Origin of the sequence: Serratia sp. HRI, from assembly GCF_010119335.3 — a bacterium.
In the GTDB taxonomy this organism is placed as follows: Bacteria; Pseudomonadota; Gammaproteobacteria; order Enterobacterales; family Enterobacteriaceae; genus Serratia; species Serratia nevei.
Map to the genome: position 1 here is coordinate 3,539,557 of NZ_CP083690.1, position 15,891 is coordinate 3,555,447.

Consider the following 15,891-nt stretch of genomic DNA (forward strand, 5'->3'; position numbering starts at 1 on the left):
TGAGGATACGGCGTGAACAGGGACGTGAAATATGGATGGCAAAGCGGTGCGCAGCGGCACAACGGCCAGCATCGGCTGAGCTCGCTGGCCTGGCTGATTGCCGGTGTGCTGTTGTATGGCGGGGCGGCACAGGCCGATTACCGCTTCAGCTCCAGCCTGCTGCAAATCGGTAATACGCCGCCTACCGAGGTAGATCTGGCGCTGTTTTCCGAGGCGGATCAGCAGCCACCGGGAGAGTATCGTGTCGATATCTTCCTTAACGAACAACAGCGGGATACCCGTGCGCTGGCCTTCTCTCTGCAGCCCGACGGGCAGGGTAGGGAGCACCTTCAACCCTGCTTGCAGCGGGAGGATCTGGAAGGCTTTGGTGTCGATATGGCCGCGTTTCCCGCGCTGCGGCAAACCGAAGGATGCATCAACCTGCCGCAGGCAATCCCGGGGGCGAAAGCGGAGCTGTTGTTTGAACAGCAACAGTTGAAGCTGAGCATCCCGCAGGCGGCGTTAAAGCGCCAGGCGCGCGGCTATGTGCCGCCGGAGCAATGGGACAGCGGCATTCCGGCGCTGTTAAGCAATTACACCCTGCGCGGGGCGAACGACCGCAACCGACAGGGGGGCGGTAATACAAGCAGCTATTTCGTCAACCTGCGCAACGGCGTCAACTGGGGCGCCTGGCGGCTGCGGCACGACGGCGTGTGGAACCGAGACGAGCAGGGGCAGGCGCATTGGCGCACCTTGAACAGCTACGTGCAGCGAGATATTACCCAGTTGAATGGGTTGCTTACGCTGGGCGATGCCGCCACACCGGGCGATATCTTCGATTCGGTGCCGCTGCGTGGCCTGCTGCTGGCTTCGGTGGAGGAGATGTACCCGGACAGCCTGCGTGGCTACTCGCCGGTGGTGCGCGGCATCGCCAGAAGCAACGCGGAAGTGATCGTCCGCCAGAACGGTGTGGTGATCGATCAGCGCTATGTGCCGCCGGGGGCGTTTGAAATCAGCGATCTCTATGCGGTTTCCGGCAGCGGCGATCTGGATGTCACCATCAAGGAGAGCGACGGCACGGAACAGCGCCTGCTGGTGCCGTTTGCCTCGCTGCCGGTGCTGCAGCGCGAAGGGCGGCTCAGCTACGGCCTGGCCGCCGGGCAATACCGTGCGCCGGACGCGAGCGCCGATGATGAGAAGTTTATGCAGGGCACGCTGATCTACGGTTTGCCGCTTGGCACCACGCTATATGGCGGCGGGCAGTGGGCCAATCGCTACCGCTCCCTCGCGATAGGCGTCGGGCAAAACCTTGGCCGCGCCGGTGCGCTCTCGTTGGACGTGACGCAAAGCTGGGCCAGACGGCCGGAGGAGGCCGCTCAGAGGAGCGAGCGGCAAGGCAAAATGTGGCGCTTGCGCTATGAGAAAAGTTTCCCGCTCACCGGCACACAGTTGAGCCTTGCCGGCTATCGTCATGCGAGCGAAGGCTATCGCACGCTGCAACAGGCGATGCAAACCCTCGGCGGGTCAAACAACGCCGCCACCCGCAGCCGTAAAGAACTTTCGCTGCAACAGGGGCTGGGGCCGTTACCCGGCTCGTTGTTCCTGAGCCTGGCGGAGGATCAAAGCTGGCATGAGCAGGGTAAGCGCCAGTCTGTCAGCCTGGGCTATAACGGCAGCCTCGCAGGCGTGAGTTATGGCCTCAACTACAGCCAGAACAAAAGCTATCGGGCGCAAACCGATCGTGTAGTGGCGTTGAACGTCAGCGTGCCGCTGAACCTCTGGGCACACAACACCTGGGGCAGTTACGGCATCAGTAACGCCCAAAACGGTAAAACGCTGCAGACGCTGGGCGTGAACGGCACCGCATTGCAAGGCGACAACCTGAACTGGGGGCTGACCGGCGGTTACGGCAATCAGGGGGAAGGTGAGAACGGCAACCTGACGCTCGGTTATCGCGGCAGCAAGGCGCTGCTCGGCGCCGGGCTGAGCCTGGATGGCCAGCGTCAGCGGGTGAACTACGACATGCAGGGCGGCGTGTTGCTACATGCCGGCGGGATAACGTTGTCGCAACCGCTTAACGACACGGTGGCGTTGGTGCGCGCGCCGGGTGCCGGCGGGGTCAGCGTGGTAAATCAGGTGGGAGTGAAAACAGATGATCGTGGTTATGCGGTGGTGCCTTATCTCTCTGCCTATCGCCAAAACATGATCGCGCTGGATCCGACCACTCTGGCGGACGATGTGGAGCTGGGGCTGACCAGCCAGACGGTGATCCCAACCCGCGGCGCGGTGGTGTTGGCGGATTATCAGACCAAAGTCGGCTCTCGGTTGATGGTAACGCTGACGCGCGCCGACGGCCGGCCGGTGCCCTTTGGCGCGACGGCAAGCCTGATGGGTAGCGAGGATGGCGGCAGCATCGTGGGGGATGGCGGTCTGCTGTTCCTGGCCGGCGCGCCGCTTAGCGGGGCGCTGCACGTGCAGTGGGGCAAGCAGGCCGATCAGCAGTGCCGGGCTAACTACGCACTGCCGGAGACGGCCGGCGCGGAGATTGCGGAGATCGCGGCCCAGTGCCGTTAAGGAGCGAAAGGTGAAAGCAGGAGTATGGACGCTCTGCCTATGCGGGCTATGGGCAGCAGGCGGCGTCTGGGGGGCGGAATGCCCACCGGCCGGCAGCCCGGAACGGCTGCTGTTCGACATTCCGGCACAGACGCTGCAACGCGATCTGCCGGTGGGCAGTGTGGTATGGCAGGGCACGCGCCAGGTGCAGCAAGCGGCGTCGCTGGCGCCCTGTGAAGGTGCGGAAGAGGCCCGCCTCAACCTGTTGGGTAGCGACAGCGGTTTGAAAAGCGGCAACAGCGCGGTCTATGGCACCACTATCAGCGGTCTGGGGTATGCGCTGGATACCGACGCCGCCTTCAGCGGTGGTTGGCCGGCAAGCGGCGCCATTGCCGCCGGAAGACGGCAAATCAGCCTGCGCCTGGTGGTGACCGGGCCATTATCCTCCGGCGTATTGACGGCGGAAACCCTGGCCCGCCGCACCCTCAACGGCCAAGCGGTGTTGGATATCGCCTTGCAAAAACCGGTCGCGATCGCTCGTTTAGCCTGTGAGCTGCAGGGCAGCCGTCATCGCACCGTCGCGTTGGGTGAAGTGGCGCGCAGCGATTTTCGCGGCGTGGGCAGCACGCGCGGCGAACAGCCTTTCCTGCTGGATCTGGCCTGTGACGCCGGTGCGCGGGTCAATATTCAATTCGATGGCATCGCCGCAGACGGCGATATGCCTGGCGTATTAGCGCTGGTTAATCCCGATGAGCAGTCCAGCGCACGCGGCGTAGGGGTGCAATTGCTTTATCGCGGCGCGCCGCTGGTGCTGGGCGAACGGCTGCCGTTAGAAACGGCCTTGCAGGGATTGCGCAGCTACCCATTCAGCGCCCGTTATTACCAAACGCAACCGCAGATCGCCGCCGGCGAGGCCAACGCGGTGGCGACCTTTAGCCTCACCTATCAATAAGGACGAAGATGATGATGAGAAAAATAGCACTGCCCCTGACGCTGCTCGGTACTGCCATGCTGGCGCAGCCGCTATACGCGGCAGACGGGAATATTAATGTGACAGGTCAGGTACGGGAAGGAACATGCCGGGTTGATGATGAGTCCAAGAATATCATCGTAGATTTTGGTACGCGGCTGGGTAATTCTGTAAAGCATGAATCTGGCGCATCTGAAAAGAGGGCGATTACATTATTGGACTGCCCTGTGGATTTTGTACGTATTAAATTTGAAGGTAATGTTTCATCTTACGATGGACGATCTTTTGTGCCGGATAATCATGATCAGCCAGGTGCGGCGAGTAATGTGTCATTTTATATATATGATGAGAATTATAAATATATCGCACCTAATGACTATTTAGACGCAGGCGGGCTAAACACAGGAGCGGGAAGTAGAAATGTTATTCCATTTACTTTTGGTGTTTCTCGTCTGGATAAAAATAAATTTATTACAGTTGGAAAGGCTAATGTCAATGTCCAAATTTCTGTTGCATATAACTAATTGCTTCTGGGTGGTGCGTTGCACTATAAGGGGATTATAATGAAAAAGGTAATTTTCGGCTTGTTGTTAAGCAGTTTTGGAACAGTATTCTCGGCTTTGGCTTCAGATGCTACATTAAAATCTGAGGTAACATTCGTTCATGCCAGCTGTAATCTGACTGATGAAAGTAAAACAATGACCGTGCCATTGGGGAATGTTAGTCGGAAGGATGTTGTATATGCTCAGTCAACTTCTTATTTTAGCCTTAAGGCTACGGGGTGTCCACCAGATGGGAGCGCTCGTATTGGCATTCGTTTTGATGGTTCGGGATTAAATTCTAATTTTGGGAAATATTTTTATTTGGATAAGGAATCTACGGCTAAGGGAGTTGTTATCGCCATAGGTGGCTACTTCCCAGCTATTAATGAGTATACGAGCATAGGCCCTGGGGATGAAAGAGTATATGTTACCCCTAACTCTTTAGGTGAGGCTACGCTATATTTTTATGCTAGGTATTATAATTCTTCTGGATATATTAAGGATATTGTTCCTGGCAGCGCTAATACTACCGTGCAGATCAGTCTTATCTATATGTGAGTGGTTGAAATCTATCAATATGACTGTGTCCCGGATTTAAGAGCCGACTTCAGTATTCATGGTAGTGAAGCTAACCGATACGAGAGAAGAAACACCTTTGAATTAAATAGTGACTCTGTTGCATCTGGAGTTGGGGTACAGGTAGCCGTTGATGGTGGCTCATGGGAGTCACCGTACGCTTTTATAGGCCGTGCTAATGCCGCTGTACAGTTTACCCTGCTCTATAACTAAACCAATCCACCCGATGTATCGCTCCGTCGGGTTATTTAAATTATCAGCATAAATAATACCCCGTCCAGTCATAAGGAATTTAGCTATGATAACGAAAGTAAAAAGAACGATACCGCTGTTAGCATTACTTAGTGCAGCTATGTTGACACCACTGGTGTACGCAGCGGATGGCAATATCAATATTACCGGCAGGGTGTCGGAAAGTGCCTGTAATATAGCTACCAGTTCGAAAGATATGACGATTGAAATGGGGGAGGTTAATCGGTCGATGTTCAGTTCTATCGGTGATGGAAGTCTTGAAAAGATATTCGATCTGGAAATTGAATGTGGGGCTTCTTCGCTCGTAGGCGTACGGCTTGAAGGTAAAGCTTCGGATGCCAATCCTGAAGTGTTTGCACTGGATGAGGTAAGTGGTGCTAAAGGGATAGGACTGAAGTTGATAACCAGGATAAACGGTGATGAGCGAGTTGCCAAACCTAATGGTCGACCGACGTTTCATTACCAAATACCCTGGACCCAGCAACATAATAAACAATGGGCTCGTTTCTATGCTCAATATGTTTCAGTTAGCGATAATATCAGTGGGGGCAGTGGCAATACCATGTTGCAAGTATCACTGGACTATCTTTGAGCATAAGGTTCGTGCCAGAGATGAGGGCGGGGTAGATAAGCGATATTGAGATTTGTTCTCGGCGAACGGAGTCGTTACTGGTTATAGGAGGTTTTAAGGGAGGTTGGCTGTTCCGTCTTGGAACGAATGAACTGGCATGCCAGGGCAGGATATGAACCTTGCTCGTTCAGATATTGTCGCTCTCACCCGCTTGAAGCTTAGGAAAAATGCGGCCATAATCTGCCGTATCGGTAGCACCGAAACACACATCGAATAAATCCCTTTCTCGTCGGGCTAACGACGCGGGAGGGATTTTTTTTTGTAACGGCCCGGCGTCTGCGCCCGGCAACTTGTTGAACTACGAGGGTTTACTATGAGCACCTTAGGCCATCAGTCCGATAATTCATTAGTGTCCAACGCCTTTGGTTTCCTGCGCTTTCCGCTGAACTTCATGCCTTACGACAGCGATGCAGAGTGGGTCATCACCGGCATTCCGTTTGACATGGCGACCTCCGGTCGCGCCGGTGGCCGTCACGGCCCGGCGGCTATTCGTCAGGTATCCACCAACCTGGCCTGGGAAGGCAACCGTTGGCCGTGGAGCTTCGATCTGCGCGATCGGCTGAACGTGGTTGACTGCGGCGACATCGTGTTCAATTTCGGCGATGCGCAGGACATGAGCGACAAGCTGCAGGCGCACGCGGAGAAACTGCTGAAGGCCGGTAAGCGTATGCTCTCGTTCGGCGGCGACCACTTCGTGACCCTGCCGCTGCTGCGCGCGCACGCCAAGCATTTCGGCAAGCTGGCGCTGGTGCACTTCGACGCCCATACCGATACCTACGCCAACGGCAGCAAGTTCGACCACGGCACCATGTTCTACCATGCTCCGAACGAAGGCCTGATCGATCCGCACCACTCGGTGCAGATCGGTATTCGCACCGAGTTCGATCATGACAACGGCTTTACCGTGCTGGACGCCGCGCAGGTGAACGATCGCAGCGTGGACGACCTGCTGACCCAGATCAAAGGCATCGTCGGCGATATGCCGGTGTACCTGACCTTCGACATCGACTGCCTGGATCCGGCGTTCGCACCGGGCACCGGCACGCCGGTGATCGGCGGCCTGACTTCCGATCGTGCGCTGAAACTGGTGCGCGGCATGCAGTCGCTGAACATCGTCGGCATGGACGTGGTAGAAGTGGCGCCGGCCTATGATCAGTCCGAGATCACTGCGCTGGCCGCGGCGACCCTGGGCCTGGAGATGCTGTACCTGCAGGCGGCGAAGAAACACGCCTGACGCCAGGCCACGCCTCGCTGAAAAAGCGGCTCCCATCGTATGGGGCCGCTTTTTTTATTTCATTTGTCGCCATCCGCGCTGCGATTTTCAGCCTGTTGCAACGCCTTTGCGCAATTCTGCGCAGAAATGAAACTGAGTCAGAGAAAAGGAACCGGGATTGCGGGGAGGATGCATATACTGCGCGCGGGTGCTCTGGATCTTTGTCTCTGGAGCCTGCGTGAAAGGTACAAAGAGAAAAGCCCCGAGTCGATATCCATCAACCCGAGGCCTACTCTAACGCCAGACAACGTTAAGTTAGCCTCTTACCCGCCGCGAGGCAAGGAGAAGAAGGCATGATGCCGAACAAACGGAGCCTGTTAAAATTGGTGGTTATTTGTGCCACGGTAATATCACTGGCATGGATAACTCGCAGCACGCTGTGTGAGCTGCGGATCCGATCGGGCAACACGGAGGTTGCGGCCATTTTGGCTTACGAATCCGAACGGTAAGGCAACTCGGCGACGGGGGATGTCCCCCGTCTGCTGATTGTTGGCGTCCAGATCCATGAGCACCCTCTCAACGCTGTCGGTTTTCCGCCGCGCAGGACAGAGAAACGGGTCTATGCCCGCTTTACCTGCCGCGCCAGCAACATGCGGCCAAACAGTGCGCCGCCCGCCAGTAATGTCAGCAGCTGCGAGGCGATCAGCACCGCAAAGCCTGAAGACACCTTGCCCTGGCTGGCCATCACCATGCCCATCGCCATCGGCACAAACGCCGAAAACAGATTGCCGATGCCGTTGATCAGCCCATAGGCGCTGCCGACCGCCTCCGGCCGCGCATAATGTTGCAGCAGGGTAGGGATCGCCGCACCCTGCGCGCCCCAACAGGCATTGGCCGCCAGCAGGAAGAAGGCGATCCAGCCAAGCTGATGGCTGTTCATCACGCCATAGATGCACAGCGCGGTCGCTGCGCCGCCGCAGACGAAGATCAGCGGCGCTTGATAAGGGCGGATACGATCGAGCAACACGCCGCCGAGGTATTTGGAGGCGATGCTGACGATGAAAGGCAGCGCGGCCATCCAGCCCATCTGCTTGATGGAGAACCCCTTTTCATCGGTCAGATACGCCGGCAGCCAGGAGCTGGAGCCCCACAGATAGCTGAGCGTGGCGATCTCGATCAGCAGGATCCAGCCGAGCATCGGCGTGCGCCAGGCCAGCGCAAAGGTGTGCCAGACGCGGCTCAGCACCGGTTGCGGAGCAGCAGGGCGCGAGGGTGAAGACAGGGCGAGGGGATGAACGAACAGCCGCACCAGCGCCAGCCCCAGCAGCAGGTTGAGCAGCGCCAGCAGGTGAAACGACATCGCCCAGCCGAAATGCGCCATCAGAAAACTCACCAGCGGAAAGCCGAGCACCAGCCCCAATGAAACGCCCAGCGCGCTGACCGCGTTGGGCTTGCCGCGCTCGTCGGCGGCGAAATGGTCGCTGATGTACATGGTCTTCAGCGAGAACAGCGGCCCCTCGCTGACGCCAAGCAGCGCGCGCACCACGCACAGCAGCATCAGCGATCCCGCCAGCGGCGAGGCGGCGGTGAGCAGCGCCCACAGCACCACGCTCAGCGTCAGCGCGCGGCGGTAACCCATCAGCGTTTCCAGAAACGGCGTCAGCAACATGGCGGACAGGCCGTAGCCGAGCAAAAAAACCGTCATCAGCGTGCCCTGGTGGGCGCGGTCGCCGCCGAGTTGGAAGTGTTGCAGGAAGTCGGGATTGACCAGCATCACGGCGATATTGACCCGATCCGCATAGGCGATAACGATCAGAAACAGCAGGGCGATCACCCCAAACCAGCGTTGACGTTGTTGCACGTTGCGTTCCTCAATGCGAGCGGTTGACGAATTCAGGCAGCAGTAAACTCACCCGCGGATGCCATTTCGCGCAAATGCGGGGGATGAGGCTGATTGATGTAAATTTATTGTTATAAAATTGGGTGTAAAAGACAGCGAGAGAACACTTTTACGCGCAATTCGCCGCCGGGATCAACGCATTTTTTGCCATAAATTAGTAAGGGAGCGCACAACTGACATAGGTTTTTCATATCGGTGCATGATTTCGTGATCCTTCCCGCATTTGTCATTTTTAAACAACCTTTCATTAACATTTGCCGTTCCGCTCGCTTGACGAAAGTTTCGCCAGACCTATAGTGGCTGTATTAAATAAGAAACTGAGTTTCATATATGAAACAATCAGATAGGGGACAAAAGCAATGAGCTGGAAGAATGTGTGCGAAGTGTCTCAGGTGAAAGAAGATTTTCCTTTCTCCGGCAAAGTGGAAGGAAAAGAGATCGGGGTGTACCTGCTCGACGGTAACTACTACGCGCTGGAAGACGTTTGCCCGCATGCTTATGCCTTGCTCAGCCAGGGGTTTGTAGACGACGGCAAGGTTGAGTGCCCGCTGCACGAAGCGCTGTTTGACGTGCGCACCGGCCAGTGCCTGCGCGAGCCGGGCGGTCGCGATCTGCAAACCTATCCCACCCGGGTGGTCGACAACCAAATCCAGATCACCTTTATCGCGGAGGAGTAATCATGCAGCACATTACCGATTTCAATCCCTGGCTGCCGGACACCCAACAGGTGACGCCGGCCCGCGAAGGCGGCAACGGTCAAATCCATCAGCCGGGCCAGTTCCGCAATGTCATCTGGCAAAACCGTGCTCGTGTGCCGGACGGTTTCGAAGCCGCCCTGGTGGCGGCGCTGGAAACGATCTTCGATCAGGGTGCGGAAGAGCTGGAGCAGATCGTCAGCGCGTTGAATCAGCGCCGCCTGTTCGATCGCAGCGGCCAGCCGTGGAATGAGGCGACGTTCCGCGAATTCCTTCACGTTAACGGTTTCTGAGCCACATCCGGGAGAAGACAATGACAGCAAACACAACATCCTCCGAACAGAGCTTGCAGGACTATCTTGACCAAGGGTTGCGCGGCATGTGGTATCCGGTGCTGGCCAGCTGGGAAGTGGGCAACAACCCGGTCGGCATCACCCGTCTGGAGCAGCAAATCGTGGTATGGCGCGACGGCGAAGGCCAGATCCACGCGCTGGAAGACCGCTGCCCGCACCGCGGCGCGCGGCTTTCCATGGGGTGGAACCTCGGCGATCGCATCGCCTGCTGGTATCACGGGGTAGAGGTCGGCGGCGACGGGACGGTGAAAGACGTGCCGGCAGTGGATCGCTGCCCGCTGGTAGGGCAAAAATGCCTGCGGTCTTACCCGGCCAAAGAAGCCTACGGCGCCGTGTTCCTCTATTTCGGCGTGACGGCGGATGAAGCGCCGGCGGCGCTGACTTTCCCGCAAGAGCTGGCGGACGAAGCCTCGTACAGCAACTTCCTGTGCACCGCCAGCTGGAACTGCAACTACCAATACGCCCTGGAAAACGTGATGGATCCGATGCACGGCACCTACCTGCACTCCTCCTCGCACTCGATGGCGGAAGGGGATCGCAAGGCGGACATGGGGCTGGAACCGACCGACAGCGGGTTTATCTTCAAGAAGAACGGCCAGATCGGCGTCAACTTCGATTGGGTGGAGTTCGGCAGCAGCGGCGCCTATTGGATGCGCCTGTCGATCCCATACAAGAAGCGTTTCGGGCCGGGTGGTCACTTTTGGATCATCGGCATGGTGGTGCCGGAAGACAAGGATCACTGCCGGGTCTTCTTCTGGCGCATCCGTAAGGTCAAAGACTGGCAGCGCGACATGTGGCGCTTCATGTACCGCAACCGCCTGGAATCATTGCATTGGGACGTGCTCGAGCAGGATCGCATCGTGCTTGAGAACATGGCGCCTAACGCCCGCGGCCGCGAATACCTGTACCAGCACGACGTTGGTCTTTCTCGACTGCGCCGCCTGATGCAGAAAGAGGCGCAGAAACAGCTGGCGACGCTGCGCGAGCGGGAGGCGGCGCAGTGAACGGCCTGCTGAACGGTAAACGCATCGTGGTCACCGGGGCGGCGCGCGGCCTGGGCTACAGCTTCGCTGCCGCCATCGCCGCTGCCGGCGCACAGGTGGTGATGTGCGACATTCTGGCGGATGAGCTGGCGGCGAGCGGCGCTGCGCTGCGCGAGCAGGGCGCTCAGGTGGAAACGCAGACGATCGATCTGGCGTCACCGGACTCGATCCGTTCGGCGTTCGAGAAGATCGCCGCAGGCGGCGGGATCGACGGCCTGGTGAACAACGCGGCGTTGGCGACCGGCGTCGGTGGCAAAACCATGATGGAATACGATATCGACCTGTGGGATCGGGTGATGCAGGTCAACGTGCGCGGCACCTGGCTTGTGAGTCAGGCGGCGGTGCCGCTGCTGGCACGCAACCCGCACGCCAAAATCGTCAACGTGGCGTCGGACACTGCGCTGTGGGGCGCGCCGCGCCTGATGGCCTATGTCGCCAGCAAAGGCGCGCTGATCGCGATGACCCGCTCGATGGCGCGCGAGTTGGGTCCGCAGGGGATCTGCGTCAACGCCATCGCACCAGGCCTGACGCGGGTGGAAGCCACCGAGTATGTGCCCGCCGAGCGCCATCAGCTTTACGAGCAGGGGCGCGCGCTGGCCGGGGCGCAGCATCCGGACGATGTGAACGGTACGGTGCTTTATCTGCTGTCGTCGCTGGCGGATTTCGTCACCGGCCAACTGCTGCCGGTCAACGGCGGCTTCGTATTCAACTGAGGCCCGCAGGGCAGGCGCACAGCGCAGGAGCGAGAGATGGCGGACGAGCAAGCATGTAAGTATCTGATCCCGGGACTGGATCGCGGGTTGCAGTTGCTGCTGGCGTTTGGCGAGCAGCATAAGGAAATGACTTTCGCCGAGTTGCATCGCCTGGTCGATATGCCGAAGGCCACCGCTTACCGCGTGGTGCAGACGCTCGAGCACCTGGGCTTTTTGGAGCGCAATCCGCGCACCAACACCTTTGCGCTCGGCATCAAGGTGCTGCGCCTTGGCTTCGAATACATCGCGTCGCTGGACGTGGCGCAGGCCGGCCAGCCGGTGATCGAGCAGCTGCGCGATCGCAGCCAGTGCAGCAGCCATCTGGCGATCCGCGATGGGCGCGACGTTATCTACATCGCCCGCGTCAGCGCCGCCGGTTCGCAGATCAATCAGGTCAGCGTCGGCACCCGTTTGCCGGTGCACCAAACCTCGCTTGGGCGCATGCTGTTGACCAGCGCCACCCGCAGCGAGTTCGAACAACTTTATCCGGACGCGCAGCTGCCGGGCAATGCGCCGGGCACCCCGGCGGATCGCGAAACGCTGTGGCAGATGGTGCAGCAAGACAAAGCGCGCGGCTATGTGATCGGCGAATCGTTCTTCCGCCACGGCATCTCCTCGATCGTCTACCCGATCTTCAACCGCGAGCAGCGGGTCGAGGCGGTGGTCAGCATCATGGTGCCGTCCGATGAGATCCCGAAAGCGGATCGCGAGCGGCTGCGCATGGAAGTGCGCGACGCGGCGGAGAAAATTTCCGGCTTCCTCGGCGCGCCGCCGCAGGCCAACGTCGGCTAACCGACAGGACCGACTCTTTTACTCAGGCAGGGATAAGGCCCGTAGCAAACAGGGGCCGGGGTTCACTCATGCCTGAAAACCGTATGCAGCGAGAACGTGAGGCTGAACAATGAGCGTAATCGGAATCGAAAAACTGGAGTTTGGCGTCGAAGATCTGCCAACCTGCGAAAAATTCATGCAAGACTTCGGCCTGCAGCCCGCCACGCAACATTGGGGCGAACCGCAGCGCGAATTCACTACCCTGAGCGGGGCGCGGGTTGTCCTGCACCCGTTGCAAAGCGCGGCGCTGCCTGCGGCGTTTGAGGGCGGTTCAACCCTGCGCCGCATGACCTGGGGCGTGGCCTCGCCCGCCGATCTGGCGCGTCTGCAGCCGCGTTTGGCGCTGATGCCCGGCTTCCGTCAGGTGGGAGAAGAGCTGGAATGCCTCGATCCCAACGGCATGACGCTGCGCTTCGTCGTCAGCCGCCAGCAGGCGGTCGAGGTGCCGGTCACGCCGATCAACCAATGGGGCGACGTGCGCCGCATCGATCAACCCAGCCCGGTTTATTCGCAGGCGCAGCCGATCAACATTGGCCACGTGGTGTTCTTCGTTGAGGATCTGGCGGCGACCGAGCGTTTCTATCGCGAGCTGTTGGATTTCCAGGTTTCCGATCGCTATATCGATCGCGCCGTCTTCCTGCGCACCCAGGCGCGCGGCGGCCACCATAACCTGTTCCTGCTGAAGCTGCCGAACCGCCCACGGGGCCTGAACCACGTGGCATTCACCGTGCGCGATATCCACGAAGTGATCGGCGGCGGCATCGCCATGAACAAAGAGAAGTGGAGCACCTTTATCGGCCCCGGCCGCCACCCGATCTCCTCGGCCTATTTCTGGTACGTCAACAGCCCGACCGGCGGCGCGTTCGAGTACTACACCAACGACGATTATCTGACGGAAAACTGGCAGCCGCGCGAGCTGGAGCATTCATTGGTCTCCTTCACCGAATGGGCGGTAGAGGGCGGCATCGATCACGACACGCGCCGCCAGCATAAAAAGGCGGAGGCGTTATGAAACGGCCGGAACACGCGGGCATCGTTATCGTCGGCGGCGGCCAGGCCGGCGGCTGGGCGGCCAAGACGCTGCGCGATCGCGGTTACAGCGGCCGGCTGACGGTTGTCAGCGACGAACCCTACGATTTTTACGAGCGGCCGCCGCTGTCGAAAGCGGCGCTGCTGGATGCCGCAGCTCCCCTCAGCCGGCTGTTCAGCGAACAGACGGTGGCGGAGCTGAATATCGACTGGCGTCGCCCGCTGCGCGCCGAGTCCATTGATGCAGAACAGCAAATCGTCACGCTCAGCGACGGGCAACGGCTGCAGTTCGAGCAGTTGCTGATCGCCACCGGCGGGCGGCCGCGTGTGCCGAGCGCCGCCTGGGCGCAGCACCCGCGCGTGATGACGCTGCGTTCCTGGGACGATGCGGCCCGGTTGCGGCAGGGCCTGCAGGGCTGCCGTCGCCTGGCGATCGTCGGCGGCGGTTGGATCGGGCTGGAGATCGCCGCTTCCGCGCGCCGTCTCGGCATCGAGGTGACGGTGTTTGAACGCCAGCCTGCGCTGTGCATGCGCAGCGTCGGCGCCGACGTCTCACAGGCGTTGCTCGAACTGCATCGCCAGCAGGGCGTCACGGTGCTGTGCGGCTGCGGCGAGATCTCGCTGGAAGATCGCGACGGCGCCGCCTGGATCGGCAGCGAAGTCAGCGATCCGCAGGCCTTCGATCTGGTGGTGGTGGGGATCGGCGTCGAGCTGAATCTCGAACTGGCGCGCAGCGCCGGGCTGGCGATCGAGTCCGGCATCGTGGTCGACGGCCAGGGGCGCACCAGCCATCCGGCGATCTTCGCCGCCGGCGATGTGGCGCGCCACCCGACGCTCGGCCTGTGCCTGCAGTCCTGGGCCTACGCGCAAAATCAGGCCATCAGCACCGCCTGCGCGATGCTCGACGCCTTCGCCGCCCCGTATGACGACGTGGCCTGGCTTTGGTCGGATCAATACGACGCCAATATCCAGATCCTCGGCGTGCCGAGCGGCGGCGTGCACCATGTGGTGCGCCGCACGCCGCAGTCGCAGGTGTTCTTCACGCTGAACGCCGATCGGCAGCTGGTGCAGATGGTGGCGTTCAACGACGCGCGCACCATCAAGCTCGGCAAGCGTTGGTTGGCGAGCGGCCGGGTGCTGGATCCGCAGCAGCTGGCGGATGCGGAGTTTTCTTTGATGGCGTTGAAATAACGCCCGAACCTCGGGAGCGTTTTATGACTACGCAAGACATTGACGCCCGCGCTGGACGGGCGGGGGAAGCCGTTGCCGAAAATCCGCAGCAGCGGGTGCGCTGGTCGGTGCCGATTGCGCTGTTTGCCTGCGTGCTGTTGGCGTTTTTCGACAAGATCAGCATCGCGGCGCTGTTTTCCGATAGTGAGTTCCAGCAGGCGTTAGGGATCGGTTTTGACCCGGCGCGGCTGGGCTTGCTGATGAGCGCGTTTCTGTTCTCCTACGGCATTTCCTCGATGCTGCTCAGCGGCATCGGCGATCGGCTTAATCCGGTCAAGGTATTGATTGGCATGATGGTGGTGTGGGGCGTGCTGATGGTGTTGATGGGGATGGTGCGTTCCTATCACGCCATGATGACGCTGCGCATTCTGCTCGGCATCGCCGAAGGGCCGCTGCTGCCGATGGCCTACGCCATTATTCGTCAGGCCTTCCCGCCGCAGCTGCAGGCGCGCGCCACCATGCTGTGGCTGCTCGGCACGCCGCTGGGCGCCGCGCTTGGCTTCCCGGTCACCCTGTACATCCTCAATACCTTCGACTGGCAGGCCACCTTCTTCTTTATGGCGTTTCTGACGTTGCCGGTGATGTTGCTGGTGCTGTTCGGCATGCGCCACCTGAACGTCGCGCGCCCGGCGGCGGCGACCAAGCCGGCGGTGTCCGAACGCCAACAGCATCGCCGCGAGCTGCTGCGCAGCCCGCACTTTTGGATGATCTGCCTGTTCAACATCGCCTTCCTGACCTACCTGTGGGGCATGAACGGCTGGTTGCCGAGCTACCTGATCAAGGGGAAAGGCATTCATCTGGAGCATGCCGGTTACCTCTCTTCGCTGCCGTTCATCGCCATGCTGCTCGGCGAAGTGCTGGGTGCCTGGCTGTCGGACAAGCTGGATCGGCGCGCGCTGGCTTGCTTCCTGTCGCTGTGCGGCGCCGGCCTCGGTCTGGCGGTGGTGCTGCACCTGCAGGGCACCTACAGCGTGATCGCCGCCATGGCCTTCAGCACCTTTATGTGGGGCGCCGGCGCGCCGAATATTTTCGCGCTGTTGGCGAAGGCGACCAGCAGCAAGGTCAGCGCTACCGCCGGTGGCATCTTTAACGGGTTGGGCAATTTTGCCGGCGCGCTGGCGCCGGTGCTGATGGGGGCGTTGATCGCCGCCACCGGCAATATGGATAACGGCCTGCTGTTCCTGGTGGTGATGGCTTTCGTCGGCTGCCTCATTCTGCTGCCGTTACTGAGAAAGTACTGAATTAACAATTGCTAAGCCCAATGGATTTCATGCTGTGGCTAGGCGGCAAGTTCGTGAGTCTCCAGGAGCTTACTGCGGTAAGTGACTGGTGCGAACGAATG

At 59.7% G+C, this 15,891-nt stretch carries 16 protein-coding genes; 15 read left to right on the top strand and 1 reads right to left on the bottom strand.

The features are described from left to right. The first annotated feature begins 12 nt into the window (after nt 1–12). The 7 genes from GF111_RS16945 (at nt 13) to GF111_RS16975 (ending at nt 7,225) form a co-directional block, all read left to right on the top strand. Complete coding sequence (locus GF111_RS16945) at nt 13–2,553, top strand: fimbria/pilus outer membrane usher protein (RefSeq protein ID WP_223294872.1); 2,541 nt, start codon at nt 13–15, stop codon at nt 2,551–2,553. Nucleotides 2,554–2,563: 10 nt separating this feature from the next. Next, complete coding sequence (locus GF111_RS16950) at nt 2,564–3,484, top strand: fimbrial protein (RefSeq protein WP_049194135.1); 921 nt, start codon at nt 2,564–2,566, stop codon at nt 3,482–3,484. Between the two features lie 8 nt (nt 3,485–3,492). Next, the gene (locus tag GF111_RS16955) at nt 3,493–4,026 is read left to right on the top strand and encodes a fimbrial protein (RefSeq protein WP_071845358.1); all 534 of its coding nucleotides are present in this window, start codon (nt 3,493–3,495) and stop codon (nt 4,024–4,026) included. Between the two features lie 39 nt (nt 4,027–4,065). Next, nucleotides 4,066–4,602: a fimbrial protein gene (locus tag GF111_RS16960; protein ID WP_147095941.1), complete on the top strand. Its 537-nt coding sequence runs from the start codon at nt 4,066–4,068 to the stop codon at nt 4,600–4,602. Between the two features lie 316 nt (nt 4,603–4,918). Then, on the top strand, nt 4,919–5,464 hold the full coding sequence (locus GF111_RS16965; RefSeq protein ID WP_038874461.1) for a fimbrial protein: 546 nt from the start codon (nt 4,919–4,921) through the stop codon (nt 5,462–5,464). A 352-nt stretch (nt 5,465–5,816) separates the two neighbouring features. Continuing rightward, nucleotides 5,817–6,737 (top strand): agmatinase, encoded by a 921-nt coding sequence (gene speB / locus GF111_RS16970; protein WP_004937606.1) that lies wholly within the window; start codon nt 5,817–5,819, stop codon nt 6,735–6,737. A 335-nt stretch (nt 6,738–7,072) separates the two neighbouring features. Then, complete coding sequence (locus GF111_RS16975; protein WP_033638576.1) at nt 7,073–7,225, top strand: Hok/Gef family protein; 153 nt, start codon at nt 7,073–7,075, stop codon at nt 7,223–7,225. 110 nt (nt 7,226–7,335) lie between these two features. Here the strand turns inward: GF111_RS16975 and GF111_RS16980 are convergent, their stop codons facing one another. Then, nucleotides 7,336–8,577: an MFS transporter gene (locus GF111_RS16980; RefSeq protein ID WP_147190359.1), complete on the bottom strand. Its 1,242-nt coding sequence runs from the start codon at nt 8,575–8,577 to the stop codon at nt 7,336–7,338. A gap of 398 nt (nt 8,578–8,975) precedes the next feature. Between GF111_RS16980 and GF111_RS16985 the strand changes: the two genes are divergently transcribed. The 8 genes from GF111_RS16985 to GF111_RS17020 all read left to right on the top strand — a co-directional run bounded on the left by GF111_RS16985 (nt 8,976) and on the right by GF111_RS17020 (nt 15,790). Beyond that, the gene (locus tag GF111_RS16985) at nt 8,976–9,293 is read left to right on the top strand and encodes a non-heme iron oxygenase ferredoxin subunit (protein ID WP_004937614.1); all 318 of its coding nucleotides are present in this window, start codon (nt 8,976–8,978) and stop codon (nt 9,291–9,293) included. A 2-nt stretch (nt 9,294–9,295) separates the two neighbouring features. After that, nucleotides 9,296–9,604 carry a recombinase-like helix-turn-helix domain-containing protein gene (locus GF111_RS16990; protein ID WP_047729876.1) on the top strand — a complete coding sequence of 103 codons (309 nt, stop codon included), beginning with the start codon at nt 9,296–9,298 and terminating at the stop codon, nt 9,602–9,604. A 20-nt stretch (nt 9,605–9,624) separates the two neighbouring features. After that, nucleotides 9,625–10,668, top strand: coding sequence for an aromatic ring-hydroxylating dioxygenase subunit alpha (locus GF111_RS16995; protein WP_038874286.1), 1,044 nt, complete (start codon nt 9,625–9,627; stop codon nt 10,666–10,668). Continuing rightward, the gene (locus GF111_RS17000; RefSeq protein WP_047729877.1) at nt 10,665–11,420 is read left to right on the top strand and encodes an SDR family oxidoreductase; all 756 of its coding nucleotides are present in this window, start codon (nt 10,665–10,667) and stop codon (nt 11,418–11,420) included. The genes GF111_RS16995 and GF111_RS17000 overlap by 4 nt, the downstream gene beginning before the upstream one ends. A 36-nt stretch (nt 11,421–11,456) precedes the next feature. After that, nucleotides 11,457–12,251: an IclR family transcriptional regulator gene (locus GF111_RS17005; RefSeq protein WP_004937625.1), complete on the top strand. Its 795-nt coding sequence runs from the start codon at nt 11,457–11,459 to the stop codon at nt 12,249–12,251. Between the two features lie 109 nt (nt 12,252–12,360). Beyond that, a complete protein-coding gene (locus GF111_RS17010; RefSeq protein WP_047729878.1) occupies nt 12,361–13,302 on the top strand; it encodes a VOC family protein in 942 nt (313 codons plus the stop codon). Beyond that, complete coding sequence (locus GF111_RS17015; protein WP_055311970.1) at nt 13,299–14,510, top strand: NAD(P)/FAD-dependent oxidoreductase; 1,212 nt, start codon at nt 13,299–13,301, stop codon at nt 14,508–14,510. The genes GF111_RS17010 and GF111_RS17015 overlap by 4 nt, the downstream gene beginning before the upstream one ends. A 23-nt stretch (nt 14,511–14,533) precedes the next feature. Further along, nucleotides 14,534–15,790, top strand: a complete 1,257-nt coding sequence (locus GF111_RS17020) for an MFS transporter (protein ID WP_038874278.1) — start codon at nt 14,534–14,536, stop codon at nt 15,788–15,790. The last annotated feature ends 101 nt before the right edge of the window (nt 15,791–15,891 follow it).

Coding starts and splice junctions, on each gene's coding strand:
- GF111_RS16955 (WP_071845358.1), top strand. CDS start 3,493: ATGATGATGAGAAAAATAGCACTGCCCCTGACGCTGCTCGGTACTGCC.
- GF111_RS16960 (WP_147095941.1), top strand. CDS start 4,066: ATGAAAAAGGTAATTTTCGGCTTGTTGTTAAGCAGTTTTGGAACAGTA.
- GF111_RS16965 (WP_038874461.1), top strand. CDS start 4,919: ATGATAACGAAAGTAAAAAGAACGATACCGCTGTTAGCATTACTTAGT.
- speB (WP_004937606.1), top strand. CDS start 5,817: ATGAGCACCTTAGGCCATCAGTCCGATAATTCATTAGTGTCCAACGCC.
- GF111_RS16975 (WP_033638576.1), top strand. CDS start 7,073: ATGCCGAACAAACGGAGCCTGTTAAAATTGGTGGTTATTTGTGCCACG.
- GF111_RS16985 (WP_004937614.1), top strand. CDS start 8,976: ATGAGCTGGAAGAATGTGTGCGAAGTGTCTCAGGTGAAAGAAGATTTT.
- GF111_RS16990 (WP_047729876.1), top strand. CDS start 9,296: ATGCAGCACATTACCGATTTCAATCCCTGGCTGCCGGACACCCAACAG.
- GF111_RS16995 (WP_038874286.1), top strand. CDS start 9,625: ATGACAGCAAACACAACATCCTCCGAACAGAGCTTGCAGGACTATCTT.
- GF111_RS17005 (WP_004937625.1), top strand. CDS start 11,457: ATGGCGGACGAGCAAGCATGTAAGTATCTGATCCCGGGACTGGATCGC.
- GF111_RS17010 (WP_047729878.1), top strand. CDS start 12,361: ATGAGCGTAATCGGAATCGAAAAACTGGAGTTTGGCGTCGAAGATCTG.
- GF111_RS17015 (WP_055311970.1), top strand. CDS start 13,299: ATGAAACGGCCGGAACACGCGGGCATCGTTATCGTCGGCGGCGGCCAG.
- GF111_RS17020 (WP_038874278.1), top strand. CDS start 14,534: ATGACTACGCAAGACATTGACGCCCGCGCTGGACGGGCGGGGGAAGCC.